This is a genomic window from Corynebacterium sp. Marseille-Q2823 (assembly GCF_903645345.1).
Lineage (GTDB): Bacteria > Actinomycetota > Actinomycetes > Mycobacteriales > Mycobacteriaceae > Corynebacterium > Corynebacterium hiratae.
Genome location: NZ_CAHJXS010000001.1, coordinates 237,998 through 255,478, shown reverse-complemented (window position 1 = coordinate 255,478; position 17,481 = coordinate 237,998). Strand labels below are relative to the sequence as shown.

The following is a 17,481-nucleotide window of genomic DNA, read 5'->3' as shown; positions in this document are numbered from 1 at the left end:
CTAGAAGCCATGTCAGTTTTGCTCGCAGGATTTGCGCTGGGTTTGTCCCTCATCATCGCCATCGGACCGCAGAATGCCTACATCATCAAGATGGGCATTAAACGCGATCATGTCGGGCCGATCCTGTTGGCATGCTTGCTTTCCGACGTCATCCTGATCACCGGCGGCACCGCCGGCGTCGGCGTCCTCGTCGAACGCTTCCCCACCGCGCTCATCGTGGTCAAGTACTTGGGCGCGGCTTACCTCATCTACTTCGGCTTCACGTGCTTCCGCGATGCCTTCAAGAAGGAACAGGAAGCACTGGTCATTGAGGAAACCGCACCGGTGGCCCAAGTGGTTGATGAGAATTCGGGTTCCTCTGGGACACCGGGGAACTCAGTGCTTACGAAGATCCGCCCCCGCGTGCGCTCGAAATCCTGGGTCAAACCCGTCCTCGGTGCGTTGGCGCTGACGTGGCTTAATCCCCTGGCCTACGTCGACGCGCTAGTCATGCTGGGCTCCATTGCAAACCAATATGGCGACCAGCGCTGGGTGTTCGCAGCAGGCGCCATCATGGCCAGCGCAGTGTGGTTCCCCTCCCTAGGCTTTGGCGCCTACAAGCTCTCCCACGTGCTGGCCAAGCCGACGACGTGGCGCGTAGTCAACATCGTCATCGGCTGCGTCATGCTTGCGCTGACGGCGAAGCTCCTGCTTCTCTAGTTCTTCTTTGATTCTTCAGGGAGCTCGTCGTCTTCGGCGGGGTCTCCCACTGCGCCGGTTTCCTCGACCCAGGCCTTGATTTCTTCGTCGCTGCGGTCCTGCTCGACGCCCTCGCGCTCGGTGTAGTAGGAGTGGTCGTTGCGGTTTTCCTCCCACTTTTCCTTGTCGAAGTCGAGCTCTTCATCCGAGTCCAGCTCCTCCACCACATCGGAGACGAGGTCCTCGAAGAGGGCTTCATCGTCCATGTTGGAGTCGGCGATCTGCTGGCCGATTTCATCGTCGTAACGCGCCGCGTCGTACTCTGTGTCGGGGTGCAGCTTGAGGTGCAGCAGGGCGCGGATGCGCTCACGGCGCAGGCCCTCGTCCTTAATCTTGCCCAGGGAGCGCAGCCACCCAATCACCAAGATTGCCACGAGCACAATGCCCATATAGCCCAGGACCGGGTAGACGTACTGCATCAGAGCCTTGAAGCCGGCGAAGGAGACGGCGAAGCCAGCGAGGCAGCCGGCGATAAAGATGATGCGGTACTTGGACTCGTTACCGGAAGACAGGCGCTTGCCGAGCGCATAGAACATGCCGATGGCGGTATTGAAGATCATCAGGTAAATGATGATGGCCATGATGACGCCAAGTGTCGGGTGGATATTGTCCACCAGGGTCAGCATCGGGATATCGGAATCGCCGACGTTCTCCGCGTTCATCAGCAGCGAGAAACCGGCGATGGCCATGAGCACCGCGTAGACCGCGCCACCCACGATGCCGCCGACGCCTGCCTCGCGCGGGCTGATGTTATCGCCGCCGATCACCAGGGACATCGATACCGCCAGGATGAGGGCCAGGCCGTTGTAGTTCAGCGCGGAGATGAGCCAGTGCGGGATTGGGGATTCAATCGCCTCGGAGGCGGCAATCGCCGCATCGACGTTGTCCGGCATGTGCAGCAGCGTGTAGGTGCCGGCGAAGAGTACCGCAATGATGATGGTCGGCGTCAGGAGACCGATGACCTGGGAGACCTTATCGACGTCGAACATGCCCGTGATAAGAACCAGGACGAGCATGAGCAGGGAACCCACCCAGGCCGGCCAGCCGAACTGCTGCTGCATGTTAGATCCGGCGCCAGCCAGCATGACAAAGCCCACCGCAAAGAGCGTGAGGATCACCGCGACATCCAGAATGCGCGAAATGATCGGGTGGGTAATGTTCCGGAACACTTGGTTGTGTTCGCTGGCGTGGAAGTAGCTTCCCAGCTGAAGGAACACCGTGCCAGCGAGGGTCATGACCAAGCCGGCTACCAGGATTCCCCACATGCCCGGAATACCAAAGGACGTAAAGTACTGGACAACTTCCTGTCCCGTGGCAAAGCCCGCACCCACGAGCAAGCCAATGAAGGACAAAGCGATGCCCACGACGTTTTTATAAGACACGTTTTCCTATCTGTTTTCTAGTTTCTTCTTTTTATGCTTAGTGGCTAGTGCATAAAAACGCGCCATACTTTGGCACAAGCATGGCGTTACATAGGTTCTACCTTACGCCAACCTGATAGGAAAACATGTGTGCGGCTGTGGAGAGATTGCTCCTACAACCGCTCAGGCATGAGCCGGCTCACCTCTTAGTGCTCGGCAAACGTCGCGGTATCGATGACGAAACGGAATTTCACATCACCCGCGACGACGCGCTCATAGGCCGCGTCTACCTCGTCGACGCCCACCTTTTCGATCACCGCGCCCAGGCCATGCTCGGCGCAGAAGTCCAGCATCTCCTGGGTTTCCGCGATGCCACCAATATTGTTGCCGGTCAGCACCTTGCCGCCGCCGACCAGACGGCTGAGGCGCAGCGGCAGTGCTTCCGGCGGTAGGCCGACCACCGACATAATGCCGCGCGGCTTGAGGAGGCGCAGGTAATCTTCGAGGTCATACTCGGCGGAGATGGTGGACAGGATGAGGTCAAATTCGCCGCGGTGGTTCCTGAAGAAGTCTTCCTCTTCGGTGGTGGCCAGGGTACGGCTCGCCCCCAGCTTCTTGGCCTCCTCTGCCTTGCGCGAGGTGCGCGAGATGACCGTGACATCCGCGCCCTTGGCGGCAGCAATCTGCACGCCCATGTGCCCCAGGCCGCCCAAGCCCACGACGGCTACCTTCTGGCCTTCCTTGACGTCCCAGCGGGCCAGCGGAGAGTACGTAGTGATACCGGCGCAGAGAAGGGGTGCTGCCACGTCAAAATCAAGGGCCTCCGGGATGCGTAGGACGAAGTCCTGTTTCACCACGATCTTTTCCGCATAGCCGCCCTGAGTAATCGTGCCATCGACATCCGTGGAGTTATAGGTTCCCACACCGCCCTTGAGGCAGTTCTGCTCCATCCCTGCCTCGCACTGCTCGCACTCACCGCAGGAATTCACCAGGCAGCCCACGCCGACGCGGTCCCCCACCTTGAACTTAGTGACCTCCTCCCCCACGGCGGAGACCACGCCGGCGATCTCGTGGCCAACGGTCAGCGGAAAGTGCGCCTCGCCCCACTCGTTGCGGATGGTGTGGATATCCGAGTGGCAGATGCCTGCTGCTTTGATGTCGATGACAACGTCATCGGCGCGCGGCTCGCGGCACTGGATGGTCACGACTTCGAAGGGCTCGTTCGGACCGGTCTTCTGCAGTGCTTTAGTAGAAATAGTCATGGCGACCACGGTACCCCGCAGCCGCCTGACCTCGCCTAATGGAAATCTCTACCGACTAGGAGAGCTTCTTCGCAATCAGCTTGTTGACCTGTCCTGGGTCAGCCTTACCCTGGGTGGCCTTCATGACCGCACCCACGATGGCACCGGTGACCTTCTTGTTGCCGGCCTTGTACTTCTCCACGATGTCCGGGTTAGCGGCCAGGGCATCATCGACGGCCTTCTCGATCGCGCCATCATCGCGCACGACCTCGAGCCCGCGCTTGGCGACGACCTCGTCGACGTCACCCTCACCGGCCAGCACGCCGTCGACCGCCTGGCGAGCCAGCTTGGTGGTCAGCTTGCCTTCCTTGACCAGCTCAACAACGCGAGCGACCTGCGCCGGGGTAATGCCGAGAGTGCTCAGTTCAACGCCAGCCTCATTGGCCTTACCGGTCAGGTAGGACACCCACCAGGAGCGGGCCTCGTCAGGAGTGGTGCCGGCTTCCACTGTTTCGATAATGAGATCGAGAGCGCCGGCGTTGACCAGGTCACGCATCTCCTCGTCCTTGAGGCCCCACTCCTCCTGGATGCGGGCGCGGCGAATCCACGGCATCTCCGGCAGGGTCTGACGGATTTCCTCGACCCACTCGCGGGAGACAATCACCGGCGGCAGGTCCGGGTCGTTGAAGTAACGGTAGTCCTCGGCGGTTTCCTTCGGACGGCCCTTGGAAGTCGAACCATCCGTTTCCTGGTAATGGCGGGTTTCCTGGACGATCTCGCCACCGTCGACAAGCACCTGCGCCTGGCGCTGCATCTCAAAGCGCACCGCCTGCTCCACCGAGCGCAGGGAGTTGATGTTCTTGGTTTCGGTACGGGTGCCGAACTCCTCCTGGCCCACCGGGCGCAGCGAAACGTTGGAATCCACGCGCATCGAGCCCTGATCCATGCGGGCATCGGACACACCCAGTGCCGCGACGAGCTCACGCAGAGCAGAAACATAGGCGCGGGCAACCTCGGGGGCGCGCTCGCCAGCACCAATGATCGGCTTGGTCACAATCTCGATTAGCGGGATGCCGGCACGGTTGCAGTCCACCAACGAGGTCGTTGCGCCGTGAATGCGGCCATCGGCACCACCCAGGTGGGTCAGCTTGCCGGTGTCCTCCTCCATGTGAGCGCGCTCAATCTCAACGCGCCACTCAGTGCCGTCGTCGAGGACGACGTCGAGGTAGCCGTCGTAGGCAATCGGCTCATCGTACTGGGAGATCTGGTAGTTCTTCGGCTGGTCTGGGTAGAAGTAGTTCTTGCGGGCGAAACGCGAAGATTCCGCAATCTTGCAGTTCAGCGCCAGGCCGATCTTGATGGCGCCTTCCACACCCTTGGAGTTGACCACCGGCAAAGCGCCTGGCAGGCCGAGGGACACCGGGTCAACGTTGGAGTTGGGGGCTGCGTTGAAGTTCGTGGGCGAGGTGGAGAACATCTTGGTCTCCGTATTGAGCTCCACGTGAACTTCCATGCCCATAACGGGTTCGAACTTTTCAAGGACCTCGTCATAGTCCATCAGGTCATACATCGCAGCAGTCATGCGTGCCATCTTAGTATGTCAGCGCGACACCGTGCGCAACCGCCTAACCCAACAAGGTGATGCCGTGCGTAATGAGAATCTTGGCTATCATCGCCGCCGGATAGACCATGGCATAGCCCAAGGCGACGCGCTGGTCAGTGTTCGTCCGATTGTTCACGAAAGCGAGCACGGCCGGCTGGGTTTGCGCGCCCGCCATAGCACCCGCGGTCTTCGTGGCACCGACGCGCAGGAAGCGGCGCATGACGAGTGCGAATCCGGTCGCCACCAGCGTCGTGATGATCATGCCGAGCAGGAGAATCTTCCACCAGGCTCCACCCGTAAAGGCACCGGCGATTTCCCCGCCCGCATTCGTTCCGGCCTGGGCCAAGAAGAGCAGCAGTCCGAGTTCGGAGAGGATTGTGTTGGCCGAGTGCGGCAGTGCGGTGACGGTATTGCCGATGCGCCCGATACGCGCCATGATCAACGCCACGATGAGGACGCCAGCGGCAGCGCCGAGGCTAAAGGAAGAGCCGCCTGGAAGCGGGATTTCGAGGTGGCCCACGAAAACGCCGAGGGCCATGCCGAGGCCCAAAGACACCGGGTTGATATCTGTCAGGCCTTGCGAGGAATCACCAAGAAAAGTGGAAATCTCCCGCAGGGACTTCTTGGAACCGACGACGCGCACGCGGTCGCCGAGCTCCACGATGTGTTCTGGGATAGCGACCTGATCATTATCGGCGCGACGTACTCGCGAGATACGCGCGCCCCAGCGATCCGCCAGCTGGTTATTGAGCTCCGCGATGGTCAGGCCCGCCAAGCTGTGCTCGGAAATAGTGATGCGGCGAAAGTCCAACTCGTGGCGGTCATCATTGAGGATCTGCGGGGACTCGCGCCCGGCTCGCTCGATGATGTTGTCCAGGTCCTCCGGGGCACCAACGAGCGTGACCACGTCACCGGGGTGCAGCACGTCGAAGAATTTCGGCAAAACGATAAGGTTGCTGCCCACGCGGCGCAGGCGTGTTACCTGCACTTCCCCATTGCCAATATCAGCGATCTCCGCGACTGAGATCTCGCGTTGAATCTGCATGTGCTGGCGCGTGACGGGTGACAGGGTGTCGTCGTCATTGCCGGCGTCGCGAAGCACGAGCACCGTCGCACCGAGCATGCCGATGACACCGAACAGGTAAGCCACCGCGTAGCCCACCGTAGCCGAGCCCGGATCGCCCGTGGCTTCCGACGCCGCCGCCAACGCCGGGGTATTCGTCACCGCACCGGCGAAAGTACCAGCGATGGTGGCATTCGACAGCCCAAAAACATACGTGCCCAGACCCCAGGCAGCAAGGGCGGCAACGACGAAAACCCCGATCATGGAGAGCACCGGCCCCGTGGCCGTCTTCAGCGACTTGAAGAAGGACACACCGGAGTTATTGCCAATGCCGAAGGCAAAAAGCACCAGGCCGAACATGCCCAAGATGGGAGGAACGGAGGCCTCTACCCCGGCAGCTGATGCGGCTGCCGAGAAGGCGATGCCGAGAAAAAGCACGGCCGCCGCGCCCAAGCTGATGCCCCGCGTCTTGATGCCGCCGAGTGCCATGCCGACACCTATGAGCAGAAACACCAAGAGGACCGGCTGCTCAGCCAGATAAGCTAATACGCTTGTCATCGCTACCTTTAGAAACTATGGATGAGCTAACGGTGGTGTTTAGCCAAACAGGGCCTGTGCGTTGGCATAACGCTTGGCCGGAACCACCTTCAGCTTGCCCACTGCGTCCTCGAGAGGCACGAGGTCAATATTCTCGCCATGGAGAGCCACACACATGCCGGACTGGCCGTTGTGCGCAGCACGGGCGGCATGGGTGCCGTAGCGAGTGGCCAGCACACGGTCATAGGCCGTCGGCGTACCGCCGCGCTGGATGTGGCCGAGTACGGTGGTGCGCACGTCGTAGCCGGTGCGCTTCTTGATCTCATCACCGATGACCTGGCCAATTCCGTTGAAGGTCTGGTGGCCGAACTGGTCCACACCGCCTTCTTCGAAGTCCATGGTGCCTTCCTTCGGCAGCGCGCCCTCAGCGACGCAGACGATGCCGTACTTCTCACCCATCTGGAAGCGGCGCTCCATGGCCTTGGTGATATCGGCGATATCGAACGGGACCTCAGGGATCACCGTGTAGTGCGCACCGCCGGCCATGCCAGCGTGCAGCGCGATCCAGCCAACGTGACGGCCCATAACCTCGACGATGAGGATGCGGTCGTGGGATTCAGCGGTGGTGTGGAGGCGGTCGATCGCGTCAGTTGCCACGGATACTGCGGTGTCGAAACCGAAGGTGTAGTCGGTAGCGTTGACGTCATTATCGATGGTCTTTGGCACGCCCACGACCGGGATACCGTTATCGGAGAGCCACTTGGCACCCTTGAGCGTTCCCTCACCGCCGATGGCGATGAGCGCATCGACCTCAGCATCAGCCATGTTGGCCTTGATGGTGTCCAACCCAGCCTTGAATTTATCTGGGTGGAGGCGGCCGGTGCCAAGGATGGTTCCGCCGCGCAGGAGGATGCGGTCGATCTCTGCGTCGTCATAAAGGTCACGGCGGTGGTCTTCCATCAGACCAACCCAGCCGTCCTCGTAGCCGACGACCGTATCGCCGAACTCGTTGGATGCGGTGCGAACGACCGCGCGGATAACAGCATTCAGACCGGGGCAATCACCACCGGATGTCAGTACAGCAAGACGCATGACATCCAATCTACTCGCTTCCCTATAGCCTCGCAGTTTCCGCTACCGCATGCAGGGTGTCGCGGAAGAAGAGCGAAGCCACACACCCCACCGCCAGCATCGCAACGATGACCACGAGGGAATTCGCGGCCCCCGCTACCTGCATGACTGCGGACACAGCGGCCACACCGATGACCGACCCCACCTGCCTGGACGTGTTGTAGACGCCGGATGCCGCGCCCATGAGATCTGCGTCAATATCGCGCATCGTCGTCGCGGCGTTGGAGCCCCAGATGAAGGACTGTCCCGCTCCCAGCGCCGCGCAGGGCAAGCACAACCACCAGGCCGACACTTCGGCCTGCATGAGGAACCACAGTGCGAGGAAGGTCGCAATCAGGATGCCGAAGCCCGCGACCGCCAGACGTCGTGGGTGCAGCTTATCCGCCAGAATGCCCGCCAAGGGCGACACGCACAGAGAGACCAGCGCCATGGGTGTGACGATGATTCCGGCATCGCGCGCCGACATGTCCTGCTCGACCTGCAGCCACATCATGATTGGAATCATCATCGACGCCGCCATAAAGCCCATGGACACGATGGCCACTGAACCTGCGGAGTAGTTGCGGTCCTTAAACAGCACGAGCGGGACGAGCGCCGCCTTCCCCCGCGATGATTGCAAGCGCACGAAGAGGTAGATGCCCACCACACCAGCAAGGAGCAGGACCCAAATCCACCACGGCCAACCAGTCTCTGGGCCCTGTTGCACTGCGAAGACGAAGCACGTTAACGCGATAAACGACGCCCCCACCGACACGAAGTCAATCTTCCCCATCGCCGTTGGCAAGGAAGGCACCCACAGGCCGGATAAGACAATCGCGGCGACAACAAAAGGAATATGGATCCAGAAAACAGCCTGCCACCCAAATGCAGCGACGACGAAGCCTCCCAAGAGCGGTCCGGCAAGTGTGGCCAAAGACCCAACCACTCCCCAGACGCCGAGCGCACGGCCGCGCCGCTCCCGCGCGAAAATACGGTTGATGACGGCCATAGTCTGCGGCATTTGAATCGACGCGCCGAAACCTTGCAAGGCTCTTGCTGCAATAAGAAACTCCACCGAGGGCGCTAACGCGCACAACAGCGCGCCGATGCCAAAGAGCCCGACGCCCAGCTGGAACATTTTCTTCTGGCCGTAGATATCGCCGAGGCGGCCGGTAAACAACAGCGGCACGACCACGGCGAGCAAATAGATGGCGGAAACCCACAGCACCTGGTTGACATCGGCGTGGAACTCACGGCGGACGTCGGGAAGCGCGACGGCAATCATCGATTGGTCGAGCAAGGACATGAAAAAGCCCAGTGATAGCGCGGCCATGGCGAGCCACGCTTGCTTCTCCGACGGCGGCGTTCCTCCGAGTTTCATGCAGCGAAGTCTAGCCACCGCACGCTCACGCGGCCTAAACTGAGGCGCATGGGAATGATTGATATCAAGAAACCGCAGGACGTATCGACGGCAGCGACCGTCACGCTGGGACTTATCGGCGGCTGGCTCACCGCCCGGGAGACTGGCATTCGCCCGCTTGGCGGCGTGGTGCTTGCCGCCGCTGGCGTGTGGGCGGGCCGCAGCTGGTGGGCTAAGACGAACCCGGCCACTACCGTTGGCCTGGCGGCTCTGTACACCGGCGCTTTTGGCCTCTCTCACCCGCTAGCTAAGAAGATGGGCTCCTGGCCGGCAGTCCTGACCGTCACTGCCGCGAGCGCCGGCGCTGCCTACGCGCTTTCCGACGCCAAGTAGATCCCCCTCCCACGCCCCTTCACGCTGTCCTTGACGGCTGGAGGGGCGTTTTACGTCCTCGCGCGGGCAAAGGCTCCAACATTTTTGCGTCGAACGTGCTGGCTAACGTGGGGTGGCTACCCCCGTTTATAGTAACGACTTGACGGGAATTTACCACTGGCTATAGCCATGCGTGGTGGTAGCCGCTAGGATTATGGTTAGAACATTTCTTCTAACACAGGTTTATCTCGGGGGAGATACCCATGACCACCACCGCTACACGCCCGCCTACCTTTTTCTTTTCCACCACCAACCCTAATAACCCACACGCCATAGCCCGCTCCAAAGCCCGCCGGGCCACCTATAAAACCTGGGTCGGGGCCATGCCCAGCCTGCACGCCGATATCAACACCACCGCCTTATCCCTAGTCGCCGCCTGGTCGCTGCCGGAAGGCCACATCAAATCCGGCCTGCGTGCTATCCACCGGCTAGAGAGTCTGCCGAAAGTCAAAGCCATACAAGACACCCACTGCCTGCTCGACATTGAATCCCTCATTGCTATCGATCAACCCATGTCAGCACTGACAGCCTTGACTGATGAAACCCTAGAGTTCATCGACACCCTCCTGGCTGACTTCTTTACCCCCTCTAAGCCGAATCAGGCTTTTCCTACACGTAGTCAAATCAGGCGCAAAGTCCGCGATATTTGTAAAACCCTGGATGATTCCATTGCCTATCAGGACACCCGCCCTAAAAATACGTACCGGTTTTCTTCTAACGGCACCTCAGCCTGGCTGGAACTGCAAGTTGCTGAAGACACCGGCATTAAACTCGATGCCTTCATCCACCACACCGCCGCTAAGGAAGACATCACCGTCCCGGAGGCAGTCATCAAACTGCTCTCCGGTGAGATTAAGCCACCAGCTACCGTGGTGTTACACACCTACCAGGCTTGCGACATTGAGGATGCACCAACCTTTATTGAAGGCTTCGGCTGGCGGGCTAAGCCGATGCCGCATGATAAGACCCGGGATTTAACCGGTGACGTCGCCGAAGCAGATGGCTACCAACCAGGAATCATCATGCGCAAACATGTCGAAGGCCGTGACGGGACCTGCCGGGTCGGCGGGTGCGGCAAACCAGCTTTCCTTAGCCAGTTGGATCACCGGCATAACTGGGCTGAAGGCGGGCCGACCCATCCGAAGAACCTGGCGTGTTTATGCCAGGGTCATCACAATATGAAAACTGATGGCAGCCTCAAATACCTGCTGGACCCCTACAGCGGGGATGTCATCTGCCTGTTTGAAGACGGTACTTGGACTATCACCGAAGCCGACGGGCCGCTAGCACCAAAACAGAAACGGTGGGCACAAACAGTAGCCCAACACATCACCGCCACCAGAAAACGCGTACGCGAGGAAGCCCAACACTTAAAACAAGAACTCGACGACTACGCACAACAACAAGCCAAAGCCAAAGCCGAAGCCGAAGCCAAGGATGAGAGCAAGACCAACGCTGATGCCGGCACCGACGACATCCCCTTCTAAACCCCGTCGTTCCAGACGACGAAGAACTCAGACACACTCCGCGGAGGCTGAACCCAGACTCGTCGTTTCAAACGACGAAACCCGACCAAGGAAACCGAAAGGAAAAGAGAAAGACTACGAACCAACGAACCCACACCGTCGAATAAAACGACGAAGGCCGGCGGCCTCCCACGTCAGTGAAAGACCCCGGCTCATGCGCACTACGGGCTGGCCCGAAGTGTGTCTACTACTTGCGCCCTGCTTCGTAGGCGGCGCCGACCTTGTACAGGCGGTCATCCTTAAATGCCGGTGCCATGATCTGCAGGCCGGTGGGCAAGTTGGTGTCGGATGCCATTCCGGAAGGAACGGACATGCCGCACACGCCGGCGAGGTTCAACGGCAGGGTGCACAGGTCGAAGTTGTACATCTCCATCGGGTCCTCGACCTTCTCGCCCAGCTTGAAGGCTGTGGTCGGGGTGGTCGGAGAAACGAGGACATCGACCTGCTCGAAGGCACGCTCAAAGTCCTGTGCAATGAGGGTGCGAACACGCTGCGCTTGGAGGTAGTAGGCGTCATAGTAGCCGACGGACAGGGCGTAGGTACCCAGCATGATGCGGCGCTTGACCTCGGGGCCGAAGCCAGCCGCGCGGGACAGGGACATGACCTCTTCCGCAGAGTGGGTTCCATCATCACCGACGCGCAGGCCGTAGCGCATGCCGTCGAAGCGGGCCAGGTTGGAGGAGACCTCACACGGCATGATGAGGTAGTAGGCAGCGAGAGCGTCATCGAAGTGCGGGCAGTCGACCTCAACGATCTCTGCGCCCTGAGACTTCAGCTGCTCAACGGCTGCATGGTACGCCTCCATCACGCCCGGCTGCCAGCCATCGCGCTCGAATTGCTTGATCAGGCCAACCTTCACACCGGACAAATCGCCGTTAGCGCCCTCCTTGGCAGCGGCGACTACCGGCGCGACCGGCTTGTCCACGGAGGTGGCGTCGAAGGAGTCGTGGCCGGCAATGATTTCGTGCAGCAGTGCGGTATCCAGGACCGTGCGGGCGGTCGGACCAGCCTGGTCCAGGGAGCTTGCAGCGGCGATGAGGCCGTAGCGAGACACCGTGCCATAGGTCGGCTTTACGCCCACGGTGTTCGTCAGAGCGGCCGGCTGGCGAATAGAGCCACCGGTGTCGGTACCGATACCCAGCGGAGCCTGACCAGAAGCAAGGGCTGCCGCGGTACCACCACCGGAGCCGCCCGGAGTGCGCTCGGTGTCATACGGATTGTGGGCCGGACCATAAGCGGAGTTCTCGTTGGAGGAGCCCATCGCGAACTCATCGAGGTTCGTCTTACCCAGGATCGGAATACCGGCCTCGCGCAGCTTGGTCACCAGCGTGGCGTCATAGGGTGAGACCCAACCTTCCAGCATCTTGGAGGCGGCGGTTGTGGGGGCGTCGGTAGTCACCAGCAGGTCCTTGAGCGCCAGCGGCACGCCAGCCAGGGCAGAGGCTGGTTCTTCGCCGGCGTCGAGGGACTTATCGACGGCGTCGGCAGCCGCCAGCGCTTCCTCAGCACCAACGTGCAGGAAGGCGTTGAGTTCACCATCGGTCTCCGCGATTCGGTCCAGGAAGGCCTGAGTTACTTCGCGGGAGGTGAGCTCGCGGGAGTGAATCTTCTCAGCCAGCTCGGCGGCGGTCAGTGCGGTAATGCCCTCGGTGGGCGCAATGAATTGTGCCATTCTTATTCGTCTCCTCCACCCAGAATCTGCGGAACCATGAAGCGGTCATCCTCGGTCGCGGGCGCCTGATCCAGAGCCTGCTCAGCGGTGAGGGTGCGCACGATGACATCCTCACGCATCGGGGCGTTAACGGAGTGCGGGTGCGACATCGGCTCCACACCTTCAGCCTCGACCTTGCCAACCGCGGACACCGAGTCCACGATCTCGTCGATCTGCGCGGCGAACTGTTTTAGTTCTTCCTCGCTCAGGGCCAATCGCGACAGCTTTGCCAGGTGCGCGACCTCGTCACGCGAAATATCAGACACGCGAACTCCATCCTTTTATTCATTGAGACGGTTGATAGCTAAGCACCCATGGTACTGCACGGCTGGTGCCACGCCACCACCACTCCTCCCCCTACACACCACTGAAGCTATTGAATAGTATTCGATACGTTGGGTACCATCGATCAAGTTGTACAAACTATTCGCATCAGCGATTTCCCTACCTAGTCATCTTCCCCCAGAAAGAACGATATGTCGTATCTCGTCCGTGTCCTACTCCCTGACACTCCCGGCAGCCTTGGCCTCCTCGCCAACGCGATGGGCAGCATCGAGGCCGATATTCGTTCCGTGGATATCGTGGAGAATTTCCCGGACGGCACGGTCATGGATGACATCGTCCTCGATCTCCCCCAGTCCACCATGGCTGATGAGATCATCACCGCTGCACAGACCGTGGAGGGCGTAGAAGTTGACTCCATCCGCCCCTTCAGTGGACGCGTTGACCGCCGTGGGCAGATCCACGTGCTGGCTAAGGTGGCTTCGCAACGCAACGTCACCGCCGCGATGAAGGAGGTGTGTGCAGCAATCCCGAAGGCGCTGACCTCCAATTGGGCCATCGTCATTGCTAATGACGACAAGATCAGCCGCATTGCTGCCTCCGACGCCGCGCCTGCCGACGACGGCTCGATCCCCACCGACCTCAACATCACCTCGGCGCGCGTGCTCAATCCGGAGAAGGACACGTGGATTCCTGAGTCGTGGACGCTGATCGAATCCGCGCTGGCTGCCGCTCCCCTCGTGGGCACGAAGTATGTCGTCGTCATGGGCCGCGTCGGCGGACCGGACTACCTTGCCTCCGAGGTCGAGCACTTGGGTGACTTGGGCGCTATCTTGGGCGCCTTCCTCACCTAGTTAGCAATGCGTTGAGTCCCGCGGCGACGTCAGGAACCACGTGGTCCACCTCGTCGGTAATCTGCGTTCCCGGGAACGTGAAGGACTCGGTGGCGATGGAGTGCATCGAGAGATCGTTAAAGCTATCGCCGAAGGTGTAGAGTTCAGCTCCTTCGTGACCGAGGTGGCCAAGCAACCGCGTCAAGCCCTCGCCCTTGTTGTGCCCGGGCGGCATGATGTCGTAAAAGTCGCAGTTGAACGAGGACTCGACTGCACAATTCGCGCGGACCCACTCGTCGACCTCGCGGCGCAGCTCAGCGTTGCCTGGAATCCACAGGGACATGAGAACGGTGCTGCGCTTGGCGACGTCCCCCGGATCCATCACTTCCGTATTCGCCACCATCGAGGATTCCCGGCCAGCCAGCCCATCCCACACCACCTGGTCTGCTCCAGACAAGCCTGTGAGGTAGATATTCAACGGCAGCCCAGTGAAACGGTCGATGACGGCTTGGACGATATCGCTGGGCAAGTGCTCCTCGTGGAGGATCGAGTAATCGCCGTCCGTGATGACGGTGCCGTTGTAGAGCACGTGGTAATCCAGCTCCACGCCGAATGGCTCAAGGGTGTTGCGTGCATTGGCGATGGACTTGCCCGTCGCGGAGATGGCGAGGTTGCCAGCGGCCCGCCACGCAGCGATGGCTTCCTTTACGGCCTCAGTTATGTCTTCGTTGACGTAAACGGTTCCATCCATGTCCAAAGCCGCAATCTTCATGCCCCGTAGTGTATTAGACCTTTCACGGCCGAGTCCACCACCGCGGTGCACGCCTCCTGGATGTCGGGTTGCGCCCAGGGGAAGGTCAGGGAGACGTCGGCAAGCGCGTGCATAGGCAGGTCATTGTGACCATCGCCTAAGGTGATGAGCTCAGTCGCGGAACGCTCGTGACCGAGACGTTGAAGCAGCCAGGTCAAGGCAAAGCCCTTGTCGTGGCCGGGCGGCGTGATATCGAAGAAGTTTCGGTTCATCGCGGTGCCGACGGGAAAGCGGTCCGTCACCCACTGCGCGATCTCTTTCTGTAGCTCTGGGTTACCCGGCGTCCAGGCGGCTACGAGGGGAAAGACCTCCTTCTCGATGCGCTCAGGCGCGACCGCCTCAGGCTCGCTGATGATGGGATTGTGAACGCCCGCTACGTTGCGCACGAGGTGGCCATCGAGGCCTTCCAGGCGCGTGCAGTACAGGTCGAGCTTCGGGATATCACGAACCCGCTCATACACAGCGCGGACTACTTCGGGCGGCACGTGGCTTTCATAGAGCAACTCATAGTCGCCATCCATAATGACGGTGCCGTTGCACAGCAGGAAGTAATCGAACTCGACGCCGAAAGGCTCAAGCGCACGCCGCGCCGAGTGCGGCGACTTACCCGTGGCCACGACGGCGAGGTTGCCTGCAGCGCGCCACTGCGCAATGGCCTCTGGGACTTCCTCAGGCATATACCCATCGAAGTAGATGGTGCCGTCGAGGTCGAAGGCGGCTAGCTTCATGCCTCGCCCGTTTCCAGCAGACGGGTGAAGCCCTCTTCATCCAGGATGGTCAGCCCCAGATCGCGGGCCTTCTGTTCCTTGGATCCGGCATTCTCTCCGACCACGACGTAGTTCGTCTTCTTAGACACCGAACCGGATGCCTTTCCGCCGCGGGTGATAATGGCCTCCTTGGCCGAATCACGAGTGAAGTTCTCCAAGGTACCGGTCACCACCACGGTGATGCCTTCAAGGGTCTGCGCCGGCTTATCGCTGGCTTCCTCCTCCATGGTGACCCCGGCGGCGGTCCACTTCTGCACGATGTTGTCGTGCCAATCCACCTCGAACCACTGCTTGAAGGATTCCGCGATGATGGTGCCCACACCATCGGTATCCGCCAGCTCCTCGACCGATGCTGCGCGCAGCACTTCCATGGAGCCAAAGCGGGTGGCTAGTGCACGTGCCGCAATGGGGCCGACGTGGCGGATCGACAGCGCGACGAGCACCCTCCAGAATTCAGCCTGGCGGGCCGTCTTGAGGTTCTCCAGCAGCTTCTTACCCGAAGCATTGAGCGCGCCCTTCTGCGTGGTGTAGACCGAGGATTTGAGGAGTGCTTGTTCATCGAGATCGAAGAGGTCCGCCTCATCCTTGAGCACTCCGGAGGAAATCAGATCCGCGGCAGCCTTCTCCCCCAGCTCGCCAATGTCGAGCGCCTTGCGGGAGGCCAGGTATTCCAGGCGTGCCGCCAGCTGGGCCGGGCAGCTACGAGTGTTCGGGCAGCGCCAGTCCTGGTCGCCTTCCTTCTGCGGAGCCAGCTTCGTACCACAGGCAGGGCAATTCTCCGGAAAGACCCATTCAGTCTCGCTGCCATCGCGCTTGTCCAGAACGGGGCCGAGGACCTCAGGGATGATCTCTCCGGCCTTGCGGATGATGATGGTATCCCCGATGAGGACATTCTTGTTCTTGACCTCGAATTGGTTGTGCAGGGTGGCCATGGAAACGGTCGAGCCGGAGACGAAGACCGGCTCCATGATGGCGAAAGGCGTCACGCGCCCGGTACGTCCCACACCGACCTCGATGTTGAGCAGCTTGGTGGTGACCTCCTCCGGCGGGTATTTATAGGCAATAGCCCAGCGCGGCGCGCGCGAAGTCGCGCCCAAGGCGCGCTGGCTGGCCAGGTCATCGACCTTGATGACAAGCCCGTCCATTTCAAAGTAGGCATCGTGGCGGTGCTCCTCCCAGTACGTGACCCGCTCTTGTACCTCCTTGGCTGTGGTGACCCGCTGGGTATAGGGAGACACCGGAAATCCCCAAGCCTCTAGGGCCTTGTAAGCATCGTGCTGCGAGGTGGGCTGGAATCCCTCGCGCGCGCCAATGCCGTGACAGACCATGTGGAGCCGACGCTTCTTGACGTCCTCTGGGTCCTTCATGCGCAGCCCGCCCGCCGCCGCATTACGGGGATTGGCAAAGGTGGGCTTGCCGTCTTCGCGGCGCGCGGAGTTGATCTCCTCAAACTCATCCGGGCGCATGTACACCTCGCCGCGGACCTCCACCAGGGACGGCACCGGATACTCTTTGGTACCCGTCAGCTCGTGCGGGATATCGGGGATAACGCGTGCATTGGCGGTGATGTCCTCGCCCACACGACCATCACCGCGTGTGGCGGCCGTGGCGAGCTTGCCATCGCGGTAGACCAAATCAATGGACAGGCCATCAATCTTGAGCTCGGTCAGATAAGCCTCGGCCGGCGTGCGGTCCAGCCAGTCCTGCAGCTCATCCGCACTGAAGACGTTGTCCAAGCTGTACAGGCGCTCCAGGTGCTCGATGTCGACAGCACCTTCCGGCGCAGCACCGACCTGCTGGGTTGGCGAATCCGGGGTCTGCAGCTCCGGGTGCTCCGCCTCAAGCGCCAGCAAGCGCTGGAAGAGCGCGTCAAAGTCCGCATCCGGGATTGACGGCTCACCGTTGTAGTACAACTCACGGTGCTTGCGCACTTCCTGGGCAAGCTCGGACCATTCGCGTTGGATATCTACTGCATCACTCACGAGTCACTAGTGTAGCGGGGCTACCGGACATGCCGATGACCTGCGGATGGTCATTCTGCAAAGGTTCGTCCGTCATTCTGCAGCACTTCCACAGTGCGTGTCCGAGCCGGGCGCTAGAGTGTTG

General features: G+C 60.8%; 15 protein-coding genes. 4 read left to right on the top strand and 11 right to left on the bottom strand.

The features are described 5' to 3' along the window. Window positions 1-9 precede the first annotated feature (9 nt). Window positions 10-699, top strand: a complete 690-nt coding sequence (locus HWX44_RS01110) for a LysE/ArgO family amino acid transporter (RefSeq protein ID WP_070511632.1) — start codon at window positions 10-12, stop codon at window positions 697-699. On the opposite strand, the gene HWX44_RS01105 is transcribed toward HWX44_RS01110, so the two are convergent. The 6 genes from HWX44_RS01105 to HWX44_RS01080 all read right to left on the bottom strand — a co-directional run bounded on the left by HWX44_RS01105 (window position 696) and on the right by HWX44_RS01080 (window position 9,034). Continuing rightward, on the bottom strand, window positions 696-2,120 hold the full coding sequence (locus tag HWX44_RS01105; RefSeq protein ID WP_175972876.1) for a YkvI family membrane protein: 1,425 nt from the start codon (window positions 2,118-2,120) through the stop codon (window positions 696-698). The genes HWX44_RS01110 and HWX44_RS01105 overlap by 4 nt on opposite strands. A 185-nt stretch (window positions 2,121-2,305) precedes the next feature. Continuing rightward, a complete protein-coding gene (locus HWX44_RS01100) occupies window positions 2,306-3,361 on the bottom strand; it encodes an NAD(P)-dependent alcohol dehydrogenase (RefSeq protein WP_175972875.1) in 1,056 nt (351 codons plus the stop codon). Window positions 3,362-3,416: 55 nt separating this feature from the next. Then, on the bottom strand, window positions 3,417-4,922 hold the full coding sequence (gatB, locus tag HWX44_RS01095; RefSeq protein WP_010186967.1) for an Asp-tRNA(Asn)/Glu-tRNA(Gln) amidotransferase subunit GatB: 1,506 nt from the start codon (window positions 4,920-4,922) through the stop codon (window positions 3,417-3,419). Between the two features lie 43 nt (window positions 4,923-4,965). Next, on the bottom strand, window positions 4,966-6,564 hold the full coding sequence (locus HWX44_RS01090; RefSeq protein ID WP_046648095.1) for an aspartate:alanine exchanger family transporter: 1,599 nt from the start codon (window positions 6,562-6,564) through the stop codon (window positions 4,966-4,968). A 39-nt stretch (window positions 6,565-6,603) separates the two neighbouring features. After that, the gene (locus HWX44_RS01085; protein ID WP_175972874.1) at window positions 6,604-7,635 is read right to left on the bottom strand and encodes an ATP-dependent 6-phosphofructokinase; all 1,032 of its coding nucleotides are present in this window, start codon (window positions 7,633-7,635) and stop codon (window positions 6,604-6,606) included. 22 nt (window positions 7,636-7,657) lie between these two features. Continuing rightward, window positions 7,658-9,034, bottom strand: coding sequence for an MFS transporter (locus HWX44_RS01080; RefSeq protein WP_175972873.1), 1,377 nt, complete (start codon window positions 9,032-9,034; stop codon window positions 7,658-7,660). A 48-nt stretch (window positions 9,035-9,082) separates the two neighbouring features. Here HWX44_RS01080 and HWX44_RS01075 point away from each other — a divergent pair, with 48 nt between their 5' ends. Both HWX44_RS01075 and HWX44_RS01070 read left to right on the top strand, forming a co-directional pair. Then, on the top strand, window positions 9,083-9,406 hold the full coding sequence (locus HWX44_RS01075; RefSeq protein WP_070511621.1) for a hypothetical protein: 324 nt from the start codon (window positions 9,083-9,085) through the stop codon (window positions 9,404-9,406). 242 nt (window positions 9,407-9,648) lie between these two features. Further along, window positions 9,649-10,932 carry an HNH endonuclease signature motif containing protein gene (locus HWX44_RS01070; RefSeq protein ID WP_175972872.1) on the top strand — a complete coding sequence of 428 codons (1,284 nt, stop codon included), beginning with the start codon at window positions 9,649-9,651 and terminating at the stop codon, window positions 10,930-10,932. Window positions 10,933-11,158: 226 nt separating this feature from the next. Here the strand turns inward: HWX44_RS01070 and gatA are convergent, their stop codons facing one another. Beyond that, window positions 11,159-12,643, bottom strand: coding sequence for an Asp-tRNA(Asn)/Glu-tRNA(Gln) amidotransferase subunit GatA (gatA, locus tag HWX44_RS01065; protein ID WP_070511620.1), 1,485 nt, complete (start codon window positions 12,641-12,643; stop codon window positions 11,159-11,161). A 2-nt stretch (window positions 12,644-12,645) separates the two neighbouring features. Beyond that, a complete protein-coding gene (gatC, locus tag HWX44_RS01060; RefSeq protein ID WP_046649343.1) occupies window positions 12,646-12,948 on the bottom strand; it encodes an Asp-tRNA(Asn)/Glu-tRNA(Gln) amidotransferase subunit GatC in 303 nt (100 codons plus the stop codon). Between the two features lie 210 nt (window positions 12,949-13,158). Between gatC and HWX44_RS01055 the strand changes: the two genes are divergently transcribed. Beyond that, on the top strand, window positions 13,159-13,818 hold the full coding sequence (locus HWX44_RS01055; RefSeq protein WP_046649342.1) for an amino acid-binding ACT domain protein: 660 nt from the start codon (window positions 13,159-13,161) through the stop codon (window positions 13,816-13,818). Here HWX44_RS01055 and HWX44_RS01050 read toward each other — a convergent pair. From HWX44_RS01050 to ligA, 3 genes are read right to left on the bottom strand one after another with little or no spacing between them, the layout of a single operon-like run. After that, window positions 13,811-14,569, bottom strand: coding sequence for an HAD family hydrolase (locus HWX44_RS01050; protein WP_070511618.1), 759 nt, complete (start codon window positions 14,567-14,569; stop codon window positions 13,811-13,813). The genes HWX44_RS01055 and HWX44_RS01050 overlap by 8 nt on opposite strands. Then, window positions 14,566-15,336 carry an HAD family hydrolase gene (locus HWX44_RS01045; protein ID WP_175972871.1) on the bottom strand — a complete coding sequence of 257 codons (771 nt, stop codon included), beginning with the start codon at window positions 15,334-15,336 and terminating at the stop codon, window positions 14,566-14,568. Before HWX44_RS01045 ends, HWX44_RS01050 begins: the two co-directional genes overlap by 4 nt. Further along, on the bottom strand, window positions 15,333-17,357 hold the full coding sequence (ligA, locus tag HWX44_RS01040; protein WP_070515613.1) for an NAD-dependent DNA ligase LigA: 2,025 nt from the start codon (window positions 17,355-17,357) through the stop codon (window positions 15,333-15,335). Before ligA ends, HWX44_RS01045 begins: the two co-directional genes overlap by 4 nt. Window positions 17,358-17,481: the final 124 nt, after the last annotated feature.